19 protein-coding genes and 1 tRNA gene are annotated in these 24,094 nt (G+C 44.8%); 9 read left to right on the top strand and 11 right to left on the bottom strand.

The genetic code is table 11. The annotated features are described in order from the left end of the window. Positions 1 to 243 precede the first annotated feature (243 nt). Both QUA10_RS01960 and QUA10_RS01955 read right to left on the bottom strand, forming a co-directional pair. Positions 244 to 564, bottom strand: coding sequence for a 2Fe-2S iron-sulfur cluster-binding protein (locus QUA10_RS01960; protein WP_242724852.1), 321 nt, complete (start codon positions 562 to 564; stop codon positions 244 to 246). A 112-nt stretch (positions 565 to 676) separates the two neighbouring features. Next, the gene (locus tag QUA10_RS01955) at positions 677 to 1,324 is read right to left on the bottom strand and encodes a sigma-70 family RNA polymerase sigma factor (RefSeq protein WP_333080899.1); all 648 of its coding nucleotides are present in this window, start codon (positions 1,322 to 1,324) and stop codon (positions 677 to 679) included. 267 nt (positions 1,325 to 1,591) lie between these two features. Here QUA10_RS01955 and QUA10_RS01950 point away from each other — a divergent pair, with 267 nt between their 5' ends. Continuing rightward, positions 1,592 to 1,864 (top strand): hypothetical protein, encoded by a 273-nt coding sequence (locus tag QUA10_RS01950; protein ID WP_333080901.1) that lies wholly within the window; start codon positions 1,592 to 1,594, stop codon positions 1,862 to 1,864. Continuing rightward, a complete protein-coding gene (locus tag QUA10_RS01945; RefSeq protein WP_333080902.1) occupies positions 1,854 to 2,081 on the top strand; it encodes a hypothetical protein in 228 nt (75 codons plus the stop codon). Before QUA10_RS01950 ends, QUA10_RS01945 begins: the two co-directional genes overlap by 11 nt. 39 nt (positions 2,082 to 2,120) lie before the next feature. Here the strand turns inward: QUA10_RS01945 and QUA10_RS01940 are convergent, their stop codons facing one another. Together QUA10_RS01940 and QUA10_RS01935 are read right to left on the bottom strand one after the other, a co-directional pair. After that, positions 2,121 to 5,828: a hydantoinase B/oxoprolinase family protein gene (locus QUA10_RS01940; protein ID WP_333080904.1), complete on the bottom strand. Its 3,708-nt coding sequence runs from the start codon at positions 5,826 to 5,828 to the stop codon at positions 2,121 to 2,123. A gap of 145 nt (positions 5,829 to 5,973) precedes the next feature. Next, positions 5,974 to 6,933, bottom strand: coding sequence for a M20/M25/M40 family metallo-hydrolase (locus QUA10_RS01935; protein ID WP_333080906.1), 960 nt, complete (start codon positions 6,931 to 6,933; stop codon positions 5,974 to 5,976). Positions 6,934 to 6,980: 47 nt separating this feature from the next. Between QUA10_RS01935 and QUA10_RS01930 the strand changes: the two genes are divergently transcribed. Continuing rightward, positions 6,981 to 8,150 carry an AAA family ATPase gene (locus QUA10_RS01930; protein ID WP_333080908.1) on the top strand — a complete coding sequence of 390 codons (1,170 nt, stop codon included), beginning with the start codon at positions 6,981 to 6,983 and terminating at the stop codon, positions 8,148 to 8,150. Position 8,151: 1 nt separating this feature from the next. Further along, positions 8,152 to 8,832: a phage tail protein gene (locus QUA10_RS01925; protein WP_333080909.1), complete on the top strand. Its 681-nt coding sequence runs from the start codon at positions 8,152 to 8,154 to the stop codon at positions 8,830 to 8,832. Between the two features lie 33 nt (positions 8,833 to 8,865). Here QUA10_RS01925 and QUA10_RS01920 read toward each other — a convergent pair whose 3' ends face one another. Then, entirely contained in the window at positions 8,866 to 9,939 is a 1,074-nt protein-coding gene (locus tag QUA10_RS01920; RefSeq protein WP_333080910.1) for a DMT family transporter, read from the bottom strand. 346 nt (positions 9,940 to 10,285) lie between these two features. Here QUA10_RS01920 and sppA point away from each other — a divergent pair, with 346 nt between their 5' ends. Beyond that, a complete protein-coding gene (gene sppA, locus QUA10_RS01915) occupies positions 10,286 to 11,104 on the top strand; it encodes a signal peptide peptidase SppA (RefSeq protein WP_333080911.1) in 819 nt (272 codons plus the stop codon). A 287-nt stretch (positions 11,105 to 11,391) separates the two neighbouring features. After that, a complete protein-coding gene (gene aroH / locus QUA10_RS01910) occupies positions 11,392 to 11,799 on the top strand; it encodes a chorismate mutase (RefSeq protein WP_333080912.1) in 408 nt (135 codons plus the stop codon). Between the two features lie 293 nt (positions 11,800 to 12,092). Here aroH and crtR read toward each other — a convergent pair whose 3' ends face one another. Further along, a complete protein-coding gene (crtR, locus tag QUA10_RS01905; protein ID WP_333080914.1) occupies positions 12,093 to 12,983 on the bottom strand; it encodes a beta-carotene hydroxylase in 891 nt (296 codons plus the stop codon). 432 nt (positions 12,984 to 13,415) lie between these two features. Here crtR and pyk point away from each other — a divergent pair, with 432 nt between their 5' ends. Together pyk and QUA10_RS01895 are read left to right on the top strand one after the other, a co-directional pair. Next, positions 13,416 to 15,203, top strand: coding sequence for a pyruvate kinase (gene pyk, locus QUA10_RS01900; RefSeq protein ID WP_333080915.1), 1,788 nt, complete (start codon positions 13,416 to 13,418; stop codon positions 15,201 to 15,203). A gap of 94 nt (positions 15,204 to 15,297) precedes the next feature. Beyond that, positions 15,298 to 15,369 (top strand) — tRNA-Thr (locus tag QUA10_RS01895). Between the two features lie 458 nt (positions 15,370 to 15,827). Here QUA10_RS01895 and QUA10_RS01890 read toward each other — a convergent pair. The 5 genes from QUA10_RS01890 to QUA10_RS01870 form a co-directional block, all read right to left on the bottom strand. Beyond that, positions 15,828 to 16,886, bottom strand: a complete 1,059-nt coding sequence (locus tag QUA10_RS01890) for a potassium channel protein (protein WP_333080916.1) — start codon at positions 16,884 to 16,886, stop codon at positions 15,828 to 15,830. Between the two features lie 257 nt (positions 16,887 to 17,143). Then, on the bottom strand, positions 17,144 to 19,957 hold the full coding sequence (locus QUA10_RS01885) for an AAA-like domain-containing protein (protein ID WP_333080917.1): 2,814 nt from the start codon (positions 19,955 to 19,957) through the stop codon (positions 17,144 to 17,146). Between the two features lie 19 nt (positions 19,958 to 19,976). Then, complete coding sequence (locus tag QUA10_RS01880; RefSeq protein WP_333080918.1) at positions 19,977 to 20,495, bottom strand: type IV pilin-like G/H family protein; 519 nt, start codon at positions 20,493 to 20,495, stop codon at positions 19,977 to 19,979. Between the two features lie 116 nt (positions 20,496 to 20,611). Continuing rightward, a complete protein-coding gene (locus QUA10_RS01875) occupies positions 20,612 to 21,172 on the bottom strand; it encodes an SPFH domain-containing protein (RefSeq protein ID WP_333080919.1) in 561 nt (186 codons plus the stop codon). A 139-nt stretch (positions 21,173 to 21,311) separates the two neighbouring features. Then, on the bottom strand, positions 21,312 to 21,857 hold the full coding sequence (locus QUA10_RS01870) for an NfeD family protein (RefSeq protein WP_333080920.1): 546 nt from the start codon (positions 21,855 to 21,857) through the stop codon (positions 21,312 to 21,314). A gap of 175 nt (positions 21,858 to 22,032) precedes the next feature. On the opposite strand from QUA10_RS01870, the gene QUA10_RS01865 reads away from it, so the two are divergent. Then, on the top strand, positions 22,033 to 23,829 hold the full coding sequence (locus QUA10_RS01865) for an AAA-like domain-containing protein (RefSeq protein ID WP_333080922.1): 1,797 nt from the start codon (positions 22,033 to 22,035) through the stop codon (positions 23,827 to 23,829). Positions 23,830 to 24,094: the final 265 nt, after the last annotated feature.

Here is a 24,094-nt window from a genome sequence, read left to right as displayed (position 1 = left end):
GGTTGCACTCATACATGATTGTTGACTGTTGACTGTTGACTGTTGAATCGGGGTCGAAAAACTGAATGGTTGAGTGTTAACTGTTGACTCGATTTTATTATTCTGATGCAACCGGAAACGATATGACACCATACCAAATCTACTTTGATAACGATTTGATCGGCGAATATAATGCGCTCTTCTACAAACAAATTTCGCGCCCCGCGAGGCTAGAAGAAAAGATGGTAAAAAAATGATTTCGTATTACTTAAAATAAAGAGCGGCTTGATATAAAACTTGTTCTTGATGAGTTAACAAAGTGCAGTCAGAAAGCGGGTAAGCCACACAAGTAACAGCATAGCCAGCTTGCAATTCTGAGGGCTTCAAAAACTTTTGTTCGCTTTGGTCGATTTCACCGCTCAGCAGTTTGACAACGCAAGCAGAACACTCTCCTTGCTTGCATCCATTCGGCAAGCGGATGCCGGCATCTTCTGCCATATCTAAGATATACTGGTCGTCTGGTACTGCGATCGTGCGATCGAGCGCAAGTTCCTGATTTACCAACCGAACTTGATAAACTGCCATTTTTTTCTTATTCCTCGCGAAAGGGCGGGTTTACGATGCTGTTAGTCCTAGCAAATATTTCGGGTAAAACCCGCCCCTACAAATAGAAAGGGCGGATTTATATGGTGTATATCTAGACAAGTGCTTCTTGATAATCGAGATTTTCATCGAGATAAATAGCCCGAATATCCTCCGGCAAATTTGATTCTAAAGTTTGATATCCTTTTTGCAGTAAAGCCTTTACCTGAGCGGGCGAAATAGCTTCGCCTTCTGCTTGCAAATAAGCTGCAATTCGAGTTTCGCTCCAGCGGAAAGTCTGAGCCATCAACACCACTAAACGCGGCAGTGGCGCTAACAATTCTAAGGCTTGTTTGACGTAACACCACAGGGGAGGTGGAGCCGATTGTAAAGAGTAGTGAATCGACTCAACAGGGGGCAATTCAGCTTGATTTATGCAGACTGCGGTGACATTAATCAGCCAGTTTTGGAGACTGAGATTTCCGCCATCAGACTCTTGGGTTTCACGGCGCAAATCGAGGCCACGGAGTTCGTGATAGATGTGCAGCCAAGTGTGGGCAAATAGGTAATCGCCTTGTACAGGCGATCGCACGGAATGGCGAATCAGGGAGTGGACAATTTGAGCGTAGCGGCAAAAAATCGCCGTGAAGAACCTACCTTGATCGGGATGGTTTTGAAACAGAGTCAATAATTCCTGGTCGCTGTGATGGAACAGGGATTTGACCACAGGATGGTTGAGTTCGGAAAAATTAGGTGTTTGCACAATTGTTCTGGAATAGCTTTGAGAATAAGTGCTGGTGCAGCCCGATTCTACACTACGATCTACATTGGGTGCAACAGCGTTGAAATTATGTTGATACTTAATTCAATTAATTATATAATTAAGTTGTTGCCGGCGCTGAACTAATTTTCCTAACGGCTCGGCTGCAAGAACCCATGGCGAAAAACGAGCCGCCTTTTTGATCGCTAACGTTATGATAATATATATTTTTGAATCATAAAATTTAACTTTTCATATAAAATAAAAGCCATGAAAAAATTGGGCAATATCCCTCCCCACCAAAAAGAACCTTCAGGCAAAAAATCTGTGTCGGTTCATGACGAAAAATTAAGAGCGATCGCGTACAGTATGGATGCTCTGATTCCTGGCTTTTATGCTTGGTTTGGCCCTTTTAAAATCCGCATTGGCGGTAGTGATGCCGAAGAAACATATCCCGGTACACTTCACAATTTTGCTGGCACAGCGCTAGTATTGCCAGGGTATCGAATCTATAGCACTTACCAGGGTAGTTATGACCCTTGACAAGCACACAATTCAAGGTGTTTCGCCGATTTTATCTAAAACTTTGCCTGTTGCTGCTTTTGAACAACTCATGTTAGATGCTGGTTATACTCGTATTGGCTCAGCTCCCGCAAAAGGCAGTAGAGTTAAATTTTGGTGGAGTCATTTGACTTTTCCTAGAGTCGAGTCTATCTACAGTTCTGACCTGAAAATTGCTATAACAGCTTACCATGTTTAATTAAGCAAATTAACAAAATTTGTCTGCACATAAAAGTTATTAACCGTCAACCCTGTCACGCATACCATACCCTCCGCCCCCAGGAGTCTCGACTACAAACACATCCCCAGGCTGCATTTGCACAGTCGCCGTACTTCCTAATTCCTCAACTTTACCATCAACCCTTTCAACATAATTCCGCCCAACTTTCCCCGCATCTCCCCCATTCAAACCGTAAGGAGAAACAACCCTTCTCCCCGATAAAATTCCCGCCATCATCGCTTCCCGAAACCGCACCCTGCGTACCACTCCCTTACCGCCGCGATGATATCCATTCCCCCCGCTATTAGCCCGAATTGCAAAACTTTCTAACAACACCGGAAACCGCCATTCCAAAACTTCGGGATCGGTTAAACGCGAATTAGTCATGTGAGTTTGAACCGCATCCGTACCGTCAAAATCTGCACCAGCACCCGAACCGCCGCAAATAGTTTCATAATATTGATAGCGCTGATTTCCAAAGGTAAAATTATTCATAGTTCCCTGAGAAGCAGCTATCACTCCCAAAGCGCAATACAAAGCATCGGTAATATTCTGCGAAGTTTCCACATTACCTGCAACCACCGCCGCTGGATAGCGAGGATTCAGCATACAGCCTTCGGGATTGATAATTTCGAGAGGTTTCAAACACCCCGCATTGAGAGGAATATCATCATCTACTAATGTGCGGAAAACATACAAAACAGCGGCTTTGCACACGGCTGCGGGAGCATTAAAATTGTTGGTTTGTTGAGCAGAAGTGCCAGTAAAATCTATTTTTGCACTGCGCGCAGATTTCTCAATTGTAATCGCTACCTTAATTTGTCCGCCACTATCCATCGGATAAGTAAACTCGCCATCTTGCAAAACATCAATTACCCTGCGTACCGACTCCTCAGCATTGTCTTGCACAAAGCCCATATAAGCTTGCACAGTCTCTAATCCATAATGATCTACCATCTTGAGCAGTTCTTCTGCGCCGCGCTTGTTAGCAGCAATTTGTGCTTGCAAATCGGCTATATTTTGAGCGGAATTGCGAACAGGAAAATTCCCTGATGTCAGAATTTTTAGTAATTCTTTTTCTCGAAAATTGCCCTCGCTTACTAACAGGAAATTGTCAAGCAATACACCTTCTTCAGTTACTGTTGTACTGTTAGGAGGCATCGAACCAGGAGTAATGCCGCCGATGTCGGCGTGGTGTCCCCGCGAGGCAACATAAAACAAAGGAAGGGAGGAATCACGATCGAATACTGGAGTAATAACGGTGATATCTGGTAAATGCGTGCCGCCGTTGTAGGGATTGTTAGAAACATAAACATCGCCGGGTTGAATCGCATTGCCTTGTGCTAAAATTAAAGCTTCAACGCTTTCGCTCATCGAACCCAGATGTACGGGAATGTGCGGCGCGTTGGCAACTAATTGCCCGTTTTTGTCGAAAATTGCACAGGAAAAGTCGAGACGTTCTTTGATGTTGACTGAGGTACTTGTATTTTGTAATGTGACGCCCATTTGTTCCGCGATCGCCCGAAACAAATTATTAAAAATTTCCAGCAAAACCGGATCGGATTTAACCGCAGATAAACCCGAATGAACGCCGATATTATCTGCGTCCATCTGCGTGCATCTGCGGTTCAAAATTAAATCATTATTTTCGGTGATTTCCCCGAACCAGCCCGGTTCTATAATATTAGTTCCCGTAGCTTCAACAATCATAGCAGGGCCTTCTATGCAGTCGGCCGATCGCAAATCGTCTCTCCGATAAACAGGCGTTGCCCGCCACCCGCCAGCAACATACATTTGCACCGTTGAAATTGGTTGCACGGGCAAGATGCCCGTACCACCAGAGGGGGAAATTGTGGATGCTTCCGGCACATCCATTCTTTCTACAACTTCCACCGAAACCGCTTCCACAATCAGCGGTTTTTCTGGCATAATAAAACTGTAACGCTGTCGGTGTGCTGCTTCAAATTCAGCCTGCATGACCTCAATATTGTCAGCAAAATCTACCGCCAAAACCGAGTCACTTCCCTGAGATTTTAAGCGCAGCTTCCTAATAACTAAAACCTCTGACTCATTCTCTGCGTTATCTGCGCCTCTGCGGTTCAATTCCCTCTTCCCCTCAGCCTCCAATGCAGTTAAAATATGATGCAAATCCGCTAATAATTCTGCATTTAATTGTTGCTCGATCGCCCTTTCCCGAATAGCCCGCACATCAGCCAAACCCATACCGTAAGCCGACAACACACCCGCATAAGGGTGAATAAACACCCGTTTCATCCCCAAAGCATCGGCGATCGCACAAGCGTGTTGGCCGCCCGCACCGCCGAAACAGCACAATGTATACTCCGAAACATCGTAACCGCGCTGAAGCGAGATTTTTTTGACAGCATTTGCCATCTTTTCCACCGCGATCGCCAAAAAACCCTCCGCCACCTGTTCCGCCGTCCTCTCGCCCCCAATTTCCCTCGCTAATTGCCCAAATTTTTGCTTTACTACGTCAGGGGCGATCGGCAAATCGCCATTCAATCCAAATACTTTCGGGAAAAAATCCGGTTGAATTTTCCCCAACATCACATTGCAATCAGTCACCGTCAAAGGGCCGCCTTTGCGATAGCAAGCGGGCCCAGGATTGGCCCCAGCAGACTCCGGCCCGACGCGGTAGCGAGCCCCGTCAAAAAAGACAATTGAACCGCCGCCGGCTGCTACAGTGTGAATTGCCATCACGGGCGATCGCAATCTCACCCCAGCAATTTCCGTCTCAAATTCGCGTTCGTATTCGCCGTTAAAATGGGCAACATCTGTGGAAGTTCCGCCCATATCAAAGGTAATAATTTTATCAAAACCTGCCTTTTTGCTCGTTTGAACGGCACCGACAATTCCCCCAGCAGGCCCGGATAAAATACTGTTTTTTCCTTGAAATTGTGCCGCGTCCACTAAGCCGCCATTCGATTGCATGAACATTAATTTGGGTGGCGGGCACGGGGAGGAGGAGGAGGGCGGGCACGGGGGCACCGCCCCTACAGATAATTGACTGGTTACTTGTTCGACATAACGCCGTAAAATCGGAGATAAATAAGCATCGACAACCGCAGTATCTCCCCGCGAAACCAGTTTCATCAGCGGGCTAACTTCGTGAGATACTGAAATTTGAGTAAAGCCAATTTCTTTCGCTATTTGAGCAACTTGTTTTTCGTGTTCCGAGTAGCGGTAGCCGTGCATGAATACGATCGCACAACTGCGAATTCCCTCATCGTATGCTTGCTGCAAAGACGGGATAAACTCGGGATTGACAGCAGTTAACTCCTCACCTTGAGCGCTGTAGCGTTCCGCAACTTCCATAACTCGATCGTACAGCATCTGGGGCAACACAATGTGGCGGGCGAAAATATTCGGGCGGTTTTGATAGCCAATTCTCAGCGCATCGCGGAAACCTTTAGTAATTAACAGAATTGTGCGATCGCCCTTTCGTTCCAGCAAAGCATTTGTCGCTACCGTCGTCCCCATTTTAATCGCTTCAATTTCGGCGGCGGGTATGGCTGCGTCGGCGGGAATTCCCAAAATGTCGCGAATTCCTTGGACTGCGGCGTCGGTGTAGCGTTCCGGGTTTTCCGACAGCAGCTTGTGAATGACTAATTTACCGTCGGGGCTGTTGGCGACAATATCGGTAAAAGTACCGCCGCGATCGATCCAAAATTGCCAGCGACTGCGATCGGGATAAGTAGGATTCATATCTCTTTTTTTTGAAATTTTTGCTTGATTAATTTACAAGTATTCAACAAACTTCTGTTGAAGTCAATTCATAAAACTCATAGCTTCTGGTCATAAAAGTCATAATTTATCGTAGCTCAAACTAGCAGGCGATCACTCGCGTTAATTATAGATGTCGAATGCCCTGGACTAACCCCTGACAAACACCAGCCAGAAAATCCAAATCCAAAGTCTCAATCCTATCGCTTTCTCGATGATAATGCGGATTTCGCATATTAGCAGTATCAGTCACCATGATAGCCGGATAACCATTATCCCAAAAAGGAACATGATCGCTGCGGCGAGTATCCGGCACAATTAAACCTCGATTCGGCACCGGCAGCCACTCGCAGGGCTGACCAGATTTGCGAATTTTGCCACTCAAATTAATCAAATCGGGAACCGTCCGGAAAGTGCCAATTAAAGCAATAAAATTACCACTATTTGGATAAAAATTTTTCAAGCCGGCGGGATAGCTTTGAGAATTAGGATTATGGTTGCAATAACCCAACATTTCCAAAGAAATCATTAACCGGATTGACTTTTGCTGTTGCTTGTATTTAGCTGCATGATGACGGCTTCCCAAACAACCGTATTCTTCCATATCGAAGGCGACTAATTGCACGGGATATGTGAGTGGCGCAGATGCGATATCCCTTGCGAGTTCCAGCAAAACAGCAACACCAGTAGCATTATCATCGGCCCCAGGTGTTCCGGGTACAGTATCGTAATGAGCACCAATTACGATCGGTGGCAACCGCTTTTTAATCTGCTTTTCAATACCTACATTGTCTTGCTTCCCCCCCTTAGCAAGTGGTGATTCTTCTTGCTTCTCCCCCTGAGCAAGGGGTGATTCTTCTTGCTTCCCCCCCTTAGCAAGGGGGGGACTGAGGGGGGGTAAATCCAAAATCAAATTGTGATGAATTCGGCCGCGCACCGAAAAATCGTCAATTTCTACAGTTCCCCACTGTGCCAACTGTTCGCGGATGTATTGCTGAGTATAAAAATGCCCTTCGGATGCGAGGTATGGGTTGCGATCGCGTACAATTTGAATCAGATGGCTGTGCAAGCGTTCTTTGAGATTCATGCGATCGGAGATACAATGAGTACACTAAGATTATATGGGATTAAATTATGATTGGAGAAGTCAGAATCGAAAATTATAAGTCCATTCAAAAGCTGAAGCTAGAATTAGGACGAGTCACCGTATTGATTGGGGAAAATGGTTGCGGCAAGAGCAACATCCTAGAGGCGATTGCCCTGGCTTCTGCGGCTGCTAATGATAAACTTGATAATGAGTTCCTAGCTGCACGGGGGATTCGAGTGACTGAACCTCGATTTATGCGATCGGCTTTTGAAAAAGATAATCTTACTAAAGAGATCAGCATTGAATTAAGACAGAATGATAAAGAACAATTTAGTTGTATTTTACAAAATGATAATTCTCCCTATTCTCAGTGGATTAGCAAGAACTTTTTAGCCAATACTGAAACCTCTATAAAGGATGCTGCTAATTTGCTTATTCAAAAATATGGGGGAAAAAACAAATTAAAATCTCTCTTAGAAGAAGAAACCGAGCTTTCCAAACAAGTATTCTCAAGCTTTAAAAAGGATGCCGAATCATTTATTCCAATACTTAAGTTAAATGAATTTATAATTTACTCTCCTGAAAACCCAGCGTTACGAACTTTTGAAAAAGAAGGGCAAATTCAACCGTTAGGCATTAATGGCGAAGGCTTATTTAAACTTATAAATGTCTTGAGCGCCGACCCAAAACAAGATAAACTCAATCAAATCAAAGAAAATCTGCAATTGATAGATTGGTTTAAAGATTTTCAAGTTCCTCAGAATTTAGCAGCAATGCAAACTTCTATCCAAATCACAGATAGGTACTTAGATGCAGATTTAAGTTATTTCGACCAAAGAAGTTCTAATGAAGGCTTTTTATTTTTACTCTTTTACTTTGCCTTGTTCATTAGCGATCTCACACCTAATTTTTTTGCAATAGATAACATTGATGCTTCTCTCAATCCCAGATTGTGCCGCCGATTAATGCAAGAATTAGTCCAATTAGCAAAAAAACACGACAAACAAGTAATTTTTACAACTCACAACCCGGCAGTTTTGGACGGTTTAGATTTAGGTGATGATGAACAGCGGCTGTTTGTGATCTACCGCAACCAATTAGGGCATACTAAAGCTAGACGCATTCTCAAACCTGAACCTCTCGAAGGACAGGAACCTGTAAAATTATCCGAGGCTTTTTTGAGGGGCTATATCGGAGGACTTCCTAAGAATTTTTAATATGATTAGTTTTGGATTAATTACTGAGGGATTGACTGACCAGATTGTGATTGAAAATATTTTAGCAGGATATTTCAAGAATCCCGATCTAGATATTAGACCGCTTCAACCAGAAAGAGATAAAAAAGATGAAAACAAATTTAAAGGTTATGGTAGTTGGAGTCAAGTTTTTGCTTATTGCCGTTTAAAAGATTTTCAAGAAGCGTTTCAATTTAATGACTATATAATTATCCAAATAGATACTGATGTTTCAGAAGAGCATGGTTATGATATCCCACAGCGAGATGAAAATGGCGAATTTACTCCTAAAGAGTTGATTGAAAAAGTTATCGAAAAGTTTAAAGAGGAAATAATTGGCGAATATTTCTACAGTCAATGTCAACAGCGAATTATTTGGGCTATATCAGTACACTCTATTGAGTGTTGGTTGTTGCCACTTTATTATAAAGACCATAAAAAATCTCACTTCAAGAATTGTTTAGGTACGTTAAATAAGCAGCTTTATAAAAAAGATGGTTTTACAATTGACGCTAAAAAGCCTCAATATTATCGGCAAATTTCCGAAAAATATAGAAAGCATAGAGATTTGATGGATTGTTACCAACACAATCCCAGTTTGACAAGTTTTGTAGTAGAGATTGAAAGCAAGAAAATTGTTATTCCTTTAGAAGACGAGTGGTAAATTTAGGCAATTTTGCCTAAACTTTTCCACCTGCTACACTTCTGATTCCAATTCGCTAACCCGCAACTGCACGGGTAATTCTACAGAATTCAACTCAGACGACTCTAACAATCCTGTTGCTTCAACTTCTGCACTCGCTTCACCGTGCCGCACTTTTCGCAATTTCTCACCCAAAGTATCCCGCTGATTAATCAAATAAATACTCACCAAAGTCAGCCCAACTCCCATCGATTGCAGCGGATTGAGGACTTCGCCCAAGAACAAATTGCCGAATAGCAACGCAAATACAGGCGTAAGAAAGGTAAGAGAACTTAAACTGGTTAGACTGCCGGTAGAAGCAAAATAAAAGAATAAACCGTAGGCGATCGCACTTCCGAACACGGTAGAATAACCTAACGCCATCCAGCCCGAAAAGTCGATATTCACAAACTGTTCGGACTCAGTTGCAGCCGAAATTGCCAACAGCGGCAAACCGCCCAAAATCATGTGCCAACCAGTCGCCACCACCGGATCAACATAACGGCAAACCCAGCGCACCAAAACCGTACCCACAGCCATCGACAAAGCCGCCAACAGCATCAACCATTCTCCACCCTGAAATAACTGTTCGATACCCGCAGAAACCTGCACGTTTTCAGGATGAAACAGCCCCAAAATCCAGCCATCCGGCAACCCAATTAAACTGATGCCGACTACGCCAATCACTAATCCCAACCAGCCCCAAAAACCAATTTTTTCTTGAAACAGCCACAAACACAAAATCGCCACAGCTAGCGGTTGAGAGTCAATCATCACCGAACCCAAGCCCGCACCGGTTCTCGCCAAACCTTCAGCTAAAAAGCCTTGAAACAAAGTAGCGTCAACCAAAGCAAACAGCGAAATCCACAGCCAAGCTTTCCAACCCTGCGGCTGTGGTTTTCCCATGAATGCGGCCGCCAGCAGCACTAACACGCCCGCAGGTACTAAACGCACGAATGCCACAAACAGCGGCGTTGTGTGCGGCATCACGCCTTTCATGGCTACCATCGCGGTTCCCCACAGGAAAAACGGCGCAATTAGCAACAGCGGGGCAAAAGGCAATTTTGAATCGGTAAGCTTTAGCTGCATGGCGGAGACTCCAAATAATTGATGAGAGTGGCTCTCACGAGAAGGATGTAGTTTTGTTAAGCAATTTTTACAATTATATATCGCTGTTGAGTTAAATTCGATCGCACAAATCTCGGCCATTATGAACAGGCAAGATGCCTGTTCCACAACAAAATCAAGGTGGAACAGGCATCCTGCCTGTTGTGGCAATTATGAACAGGCAAGATGCCTGTTCCACAAGAAATTGCTTGATTGTGCAACAGGCATCTTGCCTGTTGCGAACACAGGCACAACATCTACCCCGATGAATAAGGCACACTATAAGAAGTTAGCTACAAAAATCCGTAACATTGCCCGAAAACTGCCCATGATTTGGCCATTCAAGCCCCGCTACCGCAAACAAATCGCCCGTATCGAAATCACCGGAGCCATTGCCGGAGAAACCCGTAAACGAGTGCTAGAAGCTCTCAAAACCGTTGAAGAACGCAAATTTCCCGCCTTGCTGCTGCGGATAGACAGCCCCGGCGGCACTGTCGGCGATTCCCAGGAAATTTACAGCGCACTCAAGCGTTTGCGCGAAAAAGTCAAAATTGTTGCCAGTTTTGGCAATATTTCAGCTTCTGGCGGAGTTTACATCGGCATGGGAGCCGAGCATATCATTGCTAATCCGGGTACAATTACCGGCAGCATTGGCGTGATTATCCGGGGCAACAATTTAGAACGGCTGTTAGAAAAAGTAGGCGTTTCTTTTCAGGTGATTAAATCGGGGCCGTATAAAGATATCTTGGCATTCGATCGAGAATTGACAGATCCTGAACAGCAAATTCTGCAAGACTTGATCGACACCAGCTACCAGCAATTCGTGGAAACCGTTGCTGAAGCCCGGAAATTGGCTGTTGAAAAAGTCAAAAGTTTTGCAGACGGTCGGGTTTTTACCGGTCAGCAAGCCTTAGAATTGGGTTTGGTCGATCGACTGGGAACAGAAGAGGACGCTCGCCGCCTTGCCGCCGAACTCGCAGGCCTCGACCCGGAAAAAACCGAGTCTTGCACCCTAGAAAAACAAAAACCTTTCCTAAATCGCGTCTTGGGGAGTAGTCTGGATATATCCGGGCTTTCAGCTTACAATAATGTGCTGGAATTCGAGCTTTCTACTAGCGGTTTGCCGCTGTGGATGTATCGCCCGTGATTAAATAGTCAGTTGGCAGTTGGCAGTAGTCAGTTGACAGTGGTAATTGGTAATTAGTAATGGGTAATTGCAACTATAGCAATCCTAAATGATTTGGGTAATTATTGTAGGGGCAATCCCCCCGTGGTTGCCCCAATAGATAGGGGGTAGGCACGGGGGAACTACCCCTACAAATTTATCTGAATGATTTAGGATTGCTATAGCAACTGACAACTAGCAACTGACAACTGACAACTAGCAACTGACAACTAGCAACTGACAACTAGCAACTGACTAATAACAAAAATATGGAGGAAATTTGCGTGGAGTGGCAAGTGCGGGGGATTCGTGGGGCAACTACTGCTAGCGAGAATTCGGTGGCAGCAATTCGAGAAGCGGTGAGAGAATTGTTAGATGAATTAGAAGCAAAAAATGATATAAATCCAGATTTAATTATTAGTGCTACGTTTTCTGCTACTCGCGATTTAGATGCTGTGTTTCCGGCCGCGATCGCCCGCGAACGTCCTCACTGGTGTAATGTTCCTTTGTTGGATGTCCAGCAAATGCACGTTGAGGGTGCTTTGGAACGCTGCATCCGGTTTTTAATTCACGTCAATTGGCCGACACACGTTGAAATTTATCATCCTTATTTGCGGGGAGCTCAAAATTTACGCCCGGATAGGAATTTAGCAGTGGCGGTGGTTGGAGAAAAGTAATAGATTCACTATAGATTCACTTTGGGCTTGATTTAAAAGTTAACTCACCATTATAGGTGGGTTGATTTTTTACGGGACTTGATACATTAAAAAACCACCCCTGGGTATATAGCAATCCTAAATGATTTGCGTAATTATTGTAGGGGCAATTCCCCCGTGGTTGCCCCGATAGATAGGGGTAGGCACGGGGGCACTACCCCTACAAATTTATTTGAATGATTTAGGATTGCTATATATGGTTAAAAGGTTTTATTATAAAAAAACCCGGCCTCTCAAAGAAACCGGGTTTTTTGTCAATCAGATGCTTTCTTGTGATGCAGCCTAATCCCTAAAAAAATGTCATATATAAAACTCCAAAAGTCCTTTTTCCCTTCCAATATTCCCAAAGTTTGAGGAGAACCCTTTTCATCTAACAGCGGCTTGACAGCCTCATAAGCAGGCTTGTAATTGTACCAAGGAATCGAAGGCCACAAGTGATGGATCAGATGATAATTCTGCCCCAAAATTAAGATATTCAGAATCGGACTCGGATATACTCTGGCATTTTTCCAGCGATCGCGCTCGTGAAACGGACGGTGCGGCAAATAATCAAAAAATAACCCCAAGGCCAACCCCACCACCAAAGCCGGAGAAAACCAAAAATTCAGGACGTAATCTAAATGGCCGTATTGAATCGAGATATACACGATCGCGATCACAAACAAACGGCTGAGAAACCATTCCAATAATTCGTATTTCCGCCACAGTTTGCGCTTAAAAAAGAAAATCTCGTGGTAAAAAAACCTCGCAGCAATCAACCACAAAGGCCCGCCCGTAGAAACATAATGGTCTGGATCGTTATCTGGGTCATTGACATGGGCGTGATGCTGCATATGTACCCGTGTAAACACCGGAAAAGCAAAACCCAACATCAGCGCGCTACCGTGTCCCAAAATAGCATTAACTGTGCGATCGCGATGGGCCGCATTGTGAGACGCATCGTGAATCACAGTTCCAGCCATGTGCAAAGCCAACACGTTCAATAAAAAACAGCACCATTGGGGCCATTCCCAATACCAGAAACCCAAGTAAGAAATCACGATAATCGCTACTGCACTCAAAAATAGCAGCAGTGTCGGATTAAAGTCACCGGGAGGACTCAGAAACTCTTTCGGCACTGTCAGCGGCCGTCCTGCCTCCGACATCTTTGTTAAGACTCCTTAATATTTCACTCTTGCGTAGTATAAGATACAAGCCGGACAATAGTAAAGTTTTATGAAAGAACAGAGTTCGATCGCCAGACACTAGCGTCTGCACAAACAACAAAGTATTGCTGTTGTACAAGGATACCAGTCCTAGATTAGCCAAAAGAACTCAGCAGAAGAAACAAAATCAATGGGTATGTCTGTATTTATGTCAAGCCTGAGAGCGGAAAAATTTGCAAAAAAGGGCGCTCCCCAAGAAAAGATTACCGATCGGTAAAAAGTCAGATATTCTATATATTGTTCAATACCTGCTTTTTTGACGACTATCAAAATTTTTAAGACTTGAGACTAGCGTCATTGCTTGTAGTGCAAAGATGAAACGTTAGCCGAAATTTAAACAAGAAATCCACCTGCCTCCCCAGAACACCGCTGATGCAATTGCCAAAAGCCCTACGCCGGACTAAAATCGTCGCCACCATTGGCCCAGCAACTTCCGACCCACAAGTGCTGCGCCAGCTCATAGAAGCAGGTGCCACAACTTTGCGACTCAACTTTTCCCACGGAACAGAAGAAGACCACCAGCGCAGCATTCGCTTAATCCGGCAAACGTCTTTTGAACTCAACCAGCCGGTTGCCATCCTCCAAGACCTCCAAGGGCCGAAAATTCGTTTAGGGCGCTTTGAGACAGGCTCTATAGTTGTCAAAAACGGCGATCCTTTCATTCTCACCAGTCGCCAAGTTCCAGGTACCGAACTCATTTCTTCCGTCACCTACGACCCCCTAGCAGACGAAGTTCCAGAGGGAGCAGTGATTCTGCTTGACGACGGCAAAGTGGAAATGCTGGTAGAAAAAGTAGACCGCGCGGCGCGGGAATTGTACTGCCGCGTCGTCGTCGGCGGGCCGCTTTCCAACAACAAAGGCGTGAACTTTCCGGGAGTTTACCTGTCAATTAAAGCGCTGACTGATAAAGACCGCAAAGATTTAATGTTCGGCCTCGACCAAGGTGTCGATTGGGTGGCCCTGAGCTTTGTGCGGAATCCCCAAGATGTGCTCGAAATTAAAGAGCTCATTGCCAGTGCGGGCAAGCAAGTACCGGTGATTGCCAAGATCGAAAAGCACGAGGCGATCGAACAAATGGAGGAAATTCTGACCCTTTGCAACGGCGTGATGGTCGCCCGCGGCGATTTGGGAGTGGAACTGCCCGCCGAAGACGTGCCGATTTTGCAAAAGCGGCTGATTGCTACCTCCAACCGCCTGGGTATTCCGGTAATTACCGCTACCCAGATGCTCGACAGCATGGTCAACAATCCCCGTCCCACCCGCGCCGAGATTTCCGACGTGGCCAACGCGATTCTTGACGGAACTGATGCAGTGATGCTATCGAATGAAACTGCTGTCGGCAAGTTCCCCGTCGAAGCGGTGGCGACGATGGCGAGAATTGCGGTGCGGATGGAGAGGGAAGGAATTAAACGGAATATTAGGAATGTAGAAGATATTGGTCGATCGATCCCCAACGGCATCAGCCAAGCAGTCAGCCAAATCTCCGAACAATTGAACGCTGCGGCCATCATGACGCTGACCAAAACCGGCGCCACAGCGCGCAATGTCTCGAAGTTCCGACCGAAAACTCCGATTTTGGCAGTTACTCCTCACGTAGACGTAGCCCGACAACTGCAATTAGTATGGGGAGTAAAACCCTTGCTGGTGCTCGATTTGCCCTCCACCGGCCAGACATTTCACTCTGCCATGACAGTCGCCCAGGAAAAAGAGTTAGTGTGCGACGGAGATTTAGTTGTGATGACCGCCGGTACTCTGCAAGGGGTTGCCGGATCGACGGATTTGATCAAAGTTGAAGTAGTGACAGCAGTTTTAGGAAAAGGAACCGGTGTCGGTTTGGGTTCGGTGAGTGGCCTGGCCAGGGTTGCTCGCACTGCTGCGGATGTAGGCAATTTCCACCCTGGAGAAATTTTGGTAGTGGAACACACAAGCGTCGCTTTTGTGGAGATGATTCGGAAAGCCGCAGGTGTGGTGACGGAGGAGGACAGTTTGACTTCTCACGCGGCGATTATCGGTTTGCGCTTGGGCGTGCCGGTGATGGTGGGCGTCAAGAATGCCACGCGGGTAATTCGGGACGGAACTATGCTGACGCTGGATATGCAGCGGGGTTTAGTTTATTCCGGGGCCAGAGGTGGCTCAACTGATGCGGAAGTGACCGTTTAACTGTTGGTGAGCTAGGAGTTGTGGAGTTGTGAATTAAATTCTACAACTCCTTGCTTTTTTCGCTTAGGTTGTGCTATAATTCAAAATTGTCTGTGCCGATGTAGCTCAGGGGTAGAGTATTCGATTCGTAATCGAACGGTCGTGGGTTCAAATCCCACCATCGGCTTTGGGTTTCAGCGATTTTTGTCTACGCTTTCGTCTATGAGTGAGATCAAACTGTGAGCAAAACGCAGTTTAAGGGATCAAAAATGCTCTCGGCAAAATAGCCGAGAGCATTTTTATTTGCTCTAAATCCTTGTGTGGTGGAGATTATGAATTTTTTAAATTCATATCGTTTCCGGTTGCATCGGTATTGTTCAAATGTCCAAACAGTCAGTTGTCATATCAATTCCGGTTGTATCGGAATGATGAAACCGCAGAGGACACAGAGGATACAGAGAAAGGGAAGAGAGAGATGAATACACGACGATGCCAAGGGATTTGATCTCATATCGTTTCCGGTTGCATCGGAATAATAAAATCGAGTCAACATTTAACACTCAACAATTCAGTTTTTCGACCCGCCCGTCAACAGTCAACAGTAACAGTCAAGAGGACTGCAACCGGAATTGATATGACATCGTATTAGTTCGGGGGCCGGGGGAGGCGAAAACTCAGGGGACTGAGGATTTGATTGAGAGTTCGCAGTTGTTCAGCAGTGCCCAAACAAATCAGCATATCTCCTCCTTCGATCACAGTTTCTCCGGTAGGCCCGACAATCAAAGTCCCGCCAGCGCGCCGCACTGCTAAAATCAAGGCCCCCGATTGCGATCGCAACTTGGCATCTCTCAAAGTTTCCCCGACGTAGACACAACTATTGGGATCGACCAGAAATTCTTCCATGTAAAAAGAACTATCGGTGCCGGTCAAAACACCGTCTAAAAAATCCATAACTTGAGGCCGCAAAGCAGCCGCAGCCATCCGCTTTCCCCCGGTAATGTAGGGGGATACGACGGCATCGGCGCCGCCCCGCTGCAACTTCTTTACGGCTTCTTCTGTGGTGGCGCGGGCGATCGCCCGCACCTTCGGATTCAGAGTTTTCGCCGACATGACAGTGTATAAATTCTCGGCATCCGAAGGCAAAGCTGCTACTATGCAAATTGCGCGATCGATCCCTACACTCAGCAAAATTTCGTCCAAAGTCGCGTCTCCTTGGACAGCCATGTACCCCAGCGTCAAAGCTGCCTCAACCGACTGTACTGCCGAATCTATCACCACAAAAGAGATGTTTTCTGCCTGAAATTCCAAGGCAATTTGGCGGCCAGTGCGCCCAAAACCGCAGAGAATGTAATGCCCGATCAAAGAATCTACCAATCGTCGCTGCTGCCTAATTCTTGCTCCTTCTTGAAAATATCCTTCAATCAGCGCTTCTGTAAAGCGGTTGACGATGAAACCTATCACAATCACACCCATCAAAATCAGGCATATAGTAAATATTCGCCCGCGTTGACCGAGGGGCTGAAGTTCACCGTAGCCCACAGTTGCTAGGGTAAATACTGTCATGTAAGCGGCATCGAGCAAAGACCATTTTTCCACCAGGCAATACCAGAGAGTACCCGTGCAGAAAATGCCACCAAGGGCGATGACTCCGTTTCTTAAGTCTTTTTGCAGGCGCTGGTACTTTTGTTCTAGAGTTGAATACACCGATCGGGTTGACCTATTACCTATTAGCTGCTACCAATTGTAACGATATCAGCCCTAGACGCAGGGGCGGTCAATCGATTTTAGATTTTAGATTTTAGATTTACCCCACCGATAAATGCGGGGGCTTGAGGATTTTCGATTTTAGATTTTGGATTGATTCCACGGATAAATTACGTGGCGGGTACCATCAAGAAATTCTTGGTCAAAAAGCTAGTTTTTGCCAAAATACTTTTCTGCTAAACTTAAGCTTTTGAATCTTAACCAGGTTTTTTTTGCGTGAGTTCCGACTGAGTTCCAATCCCGTCACAGAGGTGGCGATTGTTTTGATTTGCAATCGGATTTGTCTGCAAATAATTGCGGACTCCATCGCAACCCTGCAGCAACAAATCGTCAAGATTCAAATTCCACAGCATCACCGTACCGTCAGCACTAGCACTAGCGATCACTTTGCCGTCTGGACTAAAAGTCGCACTCCACACAGCATCCTTGTTACCTTTTAAAGTTTTGAGCAATGTACCGTCAATGTTCCACAGCCTCAGCATTTTGTCTGTGCTTGCAGATAGCAACATTTGACTGTCGGGACTAAAGCTGATATTTGTCACTCCACTTGTATGCTTTAAAGTACTTAGCGGTGTGCCGTCTTTGCTCCAAATTCTCGCAGTTCCCCCAGCACTTGCAGTCGCCAGCATTGCTCCGTCTGGACTGAAAGTTACACTCATAATTTTATCACTTTCTATCTGTAAAATTCGGAGCAATTTGATATCGGTGCTGGCTTCGATTGACTGCTGTTTTTGCAACTTTTCCGTAACCTTTCTCAAACTCCAAAGTTTAACAGTGCCATCTGTGCCAGCCGCAGCAATTATCTGACCGTCTGGGCTAAAATTTGCGCTGGTTATCCAACCTCGCTCCACTTTTAAACTTAAGAATTCTTCACCGTCTGTTTTCCATAGTTTAAATGTTCCATCGGTACTTGCTGAAGCAATGATTTTACCATCTGGACTAAAAGAAACGCTTGTTATTTGACCGCTGTGTCCTTTTAAATTGTGAATCAATTCGCCATTTCTTTGCCAAATTTTGACTGTTTTATCGTTGCTTGCAGAGACGAGTATCTGACCGCTAGGACTGAAAATTGCCATTCTAATTTTATCAGTATGCGCTGTCAAACTTGCTTGCAAAGTGCCATTATTTTGCCAAAGCTTGATATAATTATCATCGGTAGCAGTCACAATTGTTTGACTGTCGGGACTGAAACTCACGAAAGCAAGGGTACTCGCTTGACTCTGCAAGCGGCGGCGTTCCCGAAAGTTGTAAACTGCCTGTTCGAGGGCGATCGCCACTCGCATCTGAATATCTGAACTCACTCCGAGCGATCGTTTCATTTCTGTAACAGCTCTGATACTTTCTAGCAAAGCTTCTTCTTTTTTATCCGCAGCAAATAGCGTTTCAGATAGCAAACTGAGAGTGAGAATTTTGTTGTTTCTTTCTTCGATTGACGGTTTAACCCAAAAAGCTACTATCAGGATTGATATTAATATGGCTGCGGCTCCTGTAACTGTTTGCACTCTCAGTTGTTGCTCGCGCCAAAGTTTAACTGCAATCGCTTTTTTCTGCTTTTGTGCTTCGCTTAGTTCCTCTAGTAACTTTTTTTCGCGGCGCAGTTGTTCAATTTCTGTTTGAGTTTGTTTTTCGCGATCGCGCAATTTTGCAAATTCCGCTTCTTGACTCGCACCTAAAAATTGATAATCTTGGGTACTCAAGCTTTTATTTGCCGCCCACTGTCGGGCATCTTCCAGTGCTTGACCGCGCAACAAGCGAGATTCGTCTTGACAATTTGTAGCTATCCATGCTGTTAGGGATTCAGCATAGGGGCGCAAGTCGCCGAGTGCTTTTTCTACCCAGTTATGGCTGAATATAGCTGCGTAAATGCGGTTGGATACGGTTAATTTGCCGGCTCGTTTTACTACTAACCCACTCAGCCGCAATTCTGTTTGTTCGGGAGTATCATCCGCCCAGATTCCTCCTACCAGGGCGGGTACGGGGGCACCGCCCCTACAATCGGGGGGTTCTGAAAGTGGCAATATTTTTTGGTAGAGTCCTAATAACCTACTGGCGTGGTGCTGACTTCTGAGAAGGCGATCGCGAATTGTTTTGATGTGTACCGGTTCATCCGATGATTCCCAATTATCAATAATATTAGATTGCACTATTTTGCTAATTAATAAGTGATTTGTAGTATTTTTTTTAGTTTTGATTTCATCCGTTGAATCTGATATAATAGAAGCCGACGCTAAGCTTTTTAAATGGGGTAGAATCAGCTTGCAAAGCTTTTGAGTCAGAAATGGCTGTCCTCCAGTCCAGTCCAAAATTTCTTTTAACACCTCTTGAGGATTGTCTACTTTTCCCTCAAACCCCTTTGCTAAAGGCAGGGCTTCCTGTAACTTAAAACCCTGCAATTCAATAGCTAAACCGATATTAAAGGGTGTGCGAGTTGCATCGCTAATTAAATCCGATGGCGTAGCTACTCCCAGCAAAGCAAATGTAATGCGCTGGTATTCTGAATTGTGAGCGCGTTTATTGTAGCAACATCTAATTAATGCAAAAAAATCGTCTAACGGTTCTTGGAAACTCAGAACGCTATCAATTTCATCAATAAAAATGACCAGGTTTTGAGAAATTTTGACCAGCAGCAACTCTTCAATTAACTCTCCTAAGCGCTGCACCGGCGGCATCAACTCTCTCTCCCGCCACCAAGTCATAAACTCGACTGGGTTAAACAGGTTGAAACTGCACAAGAGTTTGTAAGCGACGCCGCCGTACCACTTATCTAGAGAGACTTGCTGGTTGCCAATGTCCGAAAGGTCGATCGTAGCACAGGCAATGCCATCAGCCGAGAGTTTTTGTACAGTTCGCACCAGCAAACTGGATTTGCCCATTTGTCGGGAATTGAGCACGTAACAAAACTCTCCGGCTTTCAGGGCTTGATAAAGCTCTGAGTCAGCTTGTCGCACTACATAAGTAGGTGCATTTTGCGGGAGACTGCCGCCGATTTGATAGTGGTAATCGACTGTCATAAGCTTACCTATAGTGAGATTATCTGGTCACTTGTGTTGTGCCTTTACCACAATCAATTTTACCATTTTCATAGGTGGGTTCCGCTGGTTTAATTGTACCGGGAGAATCATATCCGCACAATATGGAGGTTGTAGTTCTTTCCTCTTTAGCAGCATTTGGCTCAAAGTTTTTAGCAGGCACCAGAAAAACACCACCGACATAGCTTTTAAGGTCTTTTTGCTTTGAAACTGCATAATTAAATGCTGCTTTCTTAGTGGCGCGAACTGAATACTTGAAATTTTTTGTCTCGGTTTTAATCCCAATTCCCAAAGCATCGACAGAAGTAGCAAAAGCACTTTTTTCTATAAATACGGCTTGCTGTGCGCGGTTCATTGAGCCAACATACTGTTTGGCTTCTGAAATCATAGGTTGATGGGTACTATTCAGAAATGATGGCAGAGCGATCGCACCAATTGCTCCAATGCCAATTAAAAGCAATAAGCATCCGCAACCTTTATAACCTGAATTACTAATACTTGATTCTTGATATTTAGTCATGGTTTTGTCTCCTTATATGGTATATACAATGCGAATTAAAGTCGGCGATGCAGAGCCTCGGACTCTGCGTTACCAGGCAGAGCCTGGTAACGAGAAAAAGGAGAAAATACTAATCTCTAAGCTCGCAGCTTTTGTACTTCTTTCCTGTCAATGGATGTGGGCTGAACCACTTTGCTGCCGATCGCAAAATCGCGCAATTCCACTCTCGTAAACTTCACACCCCAAGGATCTGTCGTTGTATCCAACTCTTCCACTAAAGCATTATTAATCTCATGTCGAGCCGTGTAGAGTTCCTCAACAGATAATTTAGCAAGGTGAGTGCGAATTGAAAGAATCAGCATATTTAACATCGCTTCCTTGAGATTCTGCACTTTGTAGGAAGCTTTTTCTAAGTCAATGATTCGCCAGTACACAATAAAATCAACATTGACGGCCACCCGATCGCGCGTTGTGCATTCTTGCGGTGGCAAGTTTAAAATTTGCTCGCGCAGAGTTTGTTTATAGGCGACTGTTTCGACAAAGGGAATCAAAAATGTTATACCCGGTTCGAGCTTTTTTCGATCATACTTTCCGAAAATTTCAACTAATGCCTCATCTCCTTGACGGACAATTTTTACGCTGTTGGCTAAGGATACTCCGGTGATTGCAAACAATACCGTCAAAAAATACTGATACATAGTGAATCTCCTGGTAAATAGTTGACAGTTGACAGTTGACAGTTGACAGTTGATAGTGATGATTTCTTAGTCTCTTAGAGGGACTGTGTTTGGCAAGAAGCGATTTCAATCGCCGAGTCACAAAAGAGCTAACTCAGATTTAGCTGTTGATATGAATTAATCTGTCAGGTACAACAATCAGCGTGTTTCCTTCGCGGCGCAAAACGTAAACTTTTTGTCTGGGTGCGATCGCCCCTTGGGAATCTTCGTTGCGAGCTTTCCAAGAAGCCCCTTCATAAATCACCATTCCGGTTTCTCCGGGGAAAATTTCGGAGATTGTTGTTGCTTCGGTTGCTTCGGGAATGACAAACTTTTTGCGAACAATAAAAATTGGTCTAATCCAGATGCTCAGCGCGAGGGCTATCCCCATCCAGTAGAAGATTTGCCAGTCAAAATCTTCATACATTATGTTCGCCCAACTAAACTGAAATGCTACAGATCCTCTCCACAAAATAAAGGCTTCAATTAAAGCCGAAGCTCCCATCATTAGCAGGTAAAATCTGTATTTTTGGGGCTGAGTTTTGATAATTAATAGCTCCATCACACTAAGCACAACTCCGATCACCAACCAGAATAGGGGCGGGGTGAAGGCGAAACCTGGTTGATTAGTGGCTGACGCCAGCGACCAAATTAAGATAGAATACACAATGCTTTTACCTCGTTTTGATGGGATTCAACCTTGTTATTTCTAATCTAATCAGGTGGCTATTTGAGTTGGCGACTGAGTTATTTGAAAAATCATCGACTTTTCATCGACTTTTCATCGACTTTAGGTACGGTTGGCATTTATGATGGTTTCAGTGTTTTGATTGTGATAAGCAATGCCACGATCGCTAAGGGTGCGCGAAGAGTGCATTCGCGCAGTTAAATCCTGTCTCCTGAGAAATGGCTTCCCCAGTCAGAAAATCCTGGCTGAGGATTTAGGGATGGCCCAATCTACTGTCAGTCATTTTCTGAATGGCAAACCTGTGGATTATGCCAATTTCATCGAAATTTGTCGCGGATTGGGGCAGGAATGGCGCGATATAGCCGATTTTGAGGCGAATTCAGAGCCAGACGAGGTAGTGCTGCTGAGGGCAAAAGTGGCGATCGTCTTCGAGGGCTTTGCTTCGGATCGCTTCGCTAACGCCAACCATCGATCAACCTCAAACAACACCCTTTCCCAGCAGTTACACCAAGCTTTGAGTGCGGGAGGCCACGAAGTCTTTTTTATTAACAACAGCAGCGACTCAGCTTCATATTTAAAGAGTTGCGATTATTTGCTGTTGCTGATTTCCCAAGAATCGGCGGCTAGCGAAATGATATTGGAACAAGTGCAGCTAGCCAAAGAACTGCACAATTCAACTGCTCATAAACCCACAATATTACCGATTTTACTTGAATTAAATACACCGCTTTCTTTTGATTTACTGAGATATTTAGCAGGAATTCAGCCCTGGCTGTGGCGCGGTGTTGGCGACTCATTTAAGTTATTATCACAAATTTTAACGATTATCAAAGAAGGTCGCACATCCTTAACTGCCGACCATGAGTTAGCTGTAGAATGGAAAGTAATTACTAGCACCAAACAGTCAATAATTCAACCCCTGCCAGCAGCACCGCCAGAATTGCCGGGAGGACAAGTTGAAATAGCTTCTTGTTTTTATATCGATCGCCCTCCGATCGAATCCCGCTGTTACGAGACGATCGCCCAACCGGGAGCCCTCATCCGCATAAAAGCACCCAGACAAATGGGCAAAACTTCCTTGATGGCGAGGATTTTGCATCATGCAGAAGAGCAAGGTTCTCGCACGGTAGCGCTGAGTTTTCATCTAGCAAATCGGAAAATATTCGCTAGTTCAGATACATTTTTGCAGTGGTTTTGTGCTAGCATCGGTCAAGAGTTAGGAATGCTGGAGCAGTTGCCCAAGTGTTGGGAATTAGCCGATTTGATTGGCAGCAATCAGTGCTGCAAGGCTTATTTTGAACAGTATTTGCTTTCAGAATCCTCACAACCTCTGACGTTAGGCTTAGATGAGAGTGATCGCCTGTTTGAATCGCCGGAAATTGCCGACGACTTTTTTGGGTTATTGCGCGCTTTACACGAAGAAGCAAAACGGCGAGATATTTGGAAAAAGTTTCGTTTGATTGTGGTGCATTCTACGGAAGTATATATTCCGCTGGATGTGAATAAATCGCCGTTTAATGTGGGATTGCCGATTGAATTGCCTGAGTTTAATTCCCAGCAAGTCCAAGACTTAGCAGCGCGACACGGATTGAATTGGAGTGGAAATGAAGTTGCAGAATTGATGGGGTTAGTGGGCGGAAATCCTTATTTAGTGCGACTAGGAATGTATCATATTTCGCGTCAAGATGTGACTTTAGATCGGTTAGTGAAAGAATCTGCAACTGAAGCGGGAATTTATAGCGATCATTTGCGGCGGCATTTATGGAATTTAGAGAAATATTCGGAATTAATGGAGGCGATGAGAGAGGTTGTGAGTGTTTCCCAGCCAGTTAGATTGAGGTCAGAATTGGGGTTTAAGTTAAATAGTATGGGGTTGGTGAAATTGGATGTAAATCATTGCATTCCGAGATGTCGGTTGTATCAGAAGTATTTTGGCGATCGCCTAGGTTGATAGTCATAGGTTGTACAGTTTTCAAGAACGGGCAAGATGCCCGTTCTTGAAAACTCCATTTTCTTGTGGAACGGGCATCTTGCCCGTTGCTAAACAGGTGATTGAGAATGATGCCTGATATAAGTTATACCACTTCTCCAAAAATATGCTACAATAGCACTTCTAGCAAAAGGACGATTGTATGAAAGTAATACCAATTCTCCAAAATTATGCTACAGTATTTAGTGCCGATAGAATATAATCCCATCCCGTGATAGATGCGATT

The sequence above is a fragment of the Microcoleus sp. Pol8_D6 genome, from assembly GCF_036700965.1.
In the GTDB taxonomy this organism is placed as follows: domain Bacteria; phylum Cyanobacteriota; class Cyanobacteriia; order Cyanobacteriales; family Microcoleaceae; genus Microcoleus.
This window is presented reverse-complemented; position numbering and strand designations above follow the sequence as displayed.

Excerpts from the sequence above, each read along its gene's own strand:
- QUA10_RS01875 (WP_333080919.1), bottom strand. The coding sequence starts at position 21,172 with ATGTATCAGTATTTTTTGACGGTATTGTTTGCAATCACCGGAGTATCC.
- QUA10_RS01880 (WP_333080918.1), bottom strand. The coding sequence starts at position 20,495 with ATGACTAAATATCAAGAATCAAGTATTAGTAATTCAGGTTATAAAGGT.
- QUA10_RS01935 (WP_333080906.1), bottom strand. The coding sequence starts at position 6,933 with ATGAATCTCAAAGAACGCTTGCACAGCCATCTGATTCAAATTGTACGC.
- aroH (WP_333080912.1), top strand. The coding sequence starts at position 11,392 with ATGGAGGAAATTTGCGTGGAGTGGCAAGTGCGGGGGATTCGTGGGGCA.
- QUA10_RS01945 (WP_333080902.1), top strand. The coding sequence starts at position 1,854 with ATGACCCTTGACAAGCACACAATTCAAGGTGTTTCGCCGATTTTATCT.
- QUA10_RS01865 (WP_333080922.1), top strand. The coding sequence starts at position 22,033 with ATGCCACGATCGCTAAGGGTGCGCGAAGAGTGCATTCGCGCAGTTAAA.
- QUA10_RS01950 (WP_333080901.1), top strand. The coding sequence starts at position 1,592 with ATGAAAAAATTGGGCAATATCCCTCCCCACCAAAAAGAACCTTCAGGC.
- QUA10_RS01925 (WP_333080909.1), top strand. The coding sequence starts at position 8,152 with ATGATTAGTTTTGGATTAATTACTGAGGGATTGACTGACCAGATTGTG.
- pyk (WP_333080915.1), top strand. The coding sequence starts at position 13,416 with ATGCAATTGCCAAAAGCCCTACGCCGGACTAAAATCGTCGCCACCATT.
- QUA10_RS01930 (WP_333080908.1), top strand. The coding sequence starts at position 6,981 with ATGATTGGAGAAGTCAGAATCGAAAATTATAAGTCCATTCAAAAGCTG.
- QUA10_RS01940 (WP_333080904.1), bottom strand. The coding sequence starts at position 5,828 with ATGAATCCTACTTATCCCGATCGCAGTCGCTGGCAATTTTGGATCGAT.
- QUA10_RS01960 (WP_242724852.1), bottom strand. The coding sequence starts at position 564 with ATGGCAGTTTATCAAGTTCGGTTGGTAAATCAGGAACTTGCGCTCGAT.
- sppA (WP_333080911.1), top strand. The coding sequence starts at position 10,286 with ATGATTTGGCCATTCAAGCCCCGCTACCGCAAACAAATCGCCCGTATC.
- crtR (WP_333080914.1), bottom strand. The coding sequence starts at position 12,983 with ATGTCGGAGGCAGGACGGCCGCTGACAGTGCCGAAAGAGTTTCTGAGT.
- QUA10_RS01920 (WP_333080910.1), bottom strand. The coding sequence starts at position 9,939 with ATGCAGCTAAAGCTTACCGATTCAAAATTGCCTTTTGCCCCGCTGTTG.
- QUA10_RS01885 (WP_333080917.1), bottom strand. The coding sequence starts at position 19,957 with ATGACAGTCGATTACCACTATCAAATCGGCGGCAGTCTCCCGCAAAAT.